At 45.7% G+C, this 602-nt stretch carries 1 protein-coding gene; it reads right to left on the reverse strand.

The features are described from left to right. Nucleotides 1-602, reverse strand: a 602-nt coding sequence (locus Nant_RS07800; protein ID WP_054341087.1) for an IS4 family transposase, incomplete at both ends; no start/stop codon positions are given.

A 602-nucleotide genomic window follows, 5' to 3' on the forward strand; every position in this document is an offset into this window, starting at 1 on the left:
TTTGTTTTATCCACTTAAAGAATAATTCTACTTGCCACCTGGCTTTGTAGACATCAGCAATCGTCTTGGCGGCTAGCTTGAAATTGTTCGTTAAAAACACATAGTGTTTGCCCGTCTCCGCGTCTTTATAGCCTACCCGCCGCAATTGAACCGGACACTTTTTAGAGACCTGGGGGCCGGTGAATTCTATCGTTTGATCACACGTTAAGCCTTTGTTTTTCAACACGGATCGACGATCAATAACACGGTATTTTGCATTGTTCTTAAGCCGGGTAACGAAGAAAATCTCCTTGTCTGTCAATTGCTTATACCAAGCATAATCATTGTATGCTTTATCAATGGCAACCATGCTCCCTTTAGGGAAGTTGAGCATGCGACCCACGGTCACATCGTGTTTCTTTCCCTCCGTAATGGTCACAAACTCCGTCATAAACTCCGGCAAATAGCCAGCATGGTTCAGGCCGACGTGCAATTTGATCGCGCCCTTAGTGGTGCGAAAATCAGCCCAGGGAAACGCAGACAAGCACAAGTCGATAGTCGAGGCATCTAGGGAATACAAGGGGTGGTTAAACTTGAAATTATGATCAGGTGCCACACCTTGG

This window comes from Neptunomonas antarctica, assembly GCF_001305295.1.
GTDB classification, from domain to species: domain Bacteria; phylum Pseudomonadota; class Gammaproteobacteria; order Pseudomonadales; family Balneatricaceae; genus Neptunomonas; species Neptunomonas antarctica.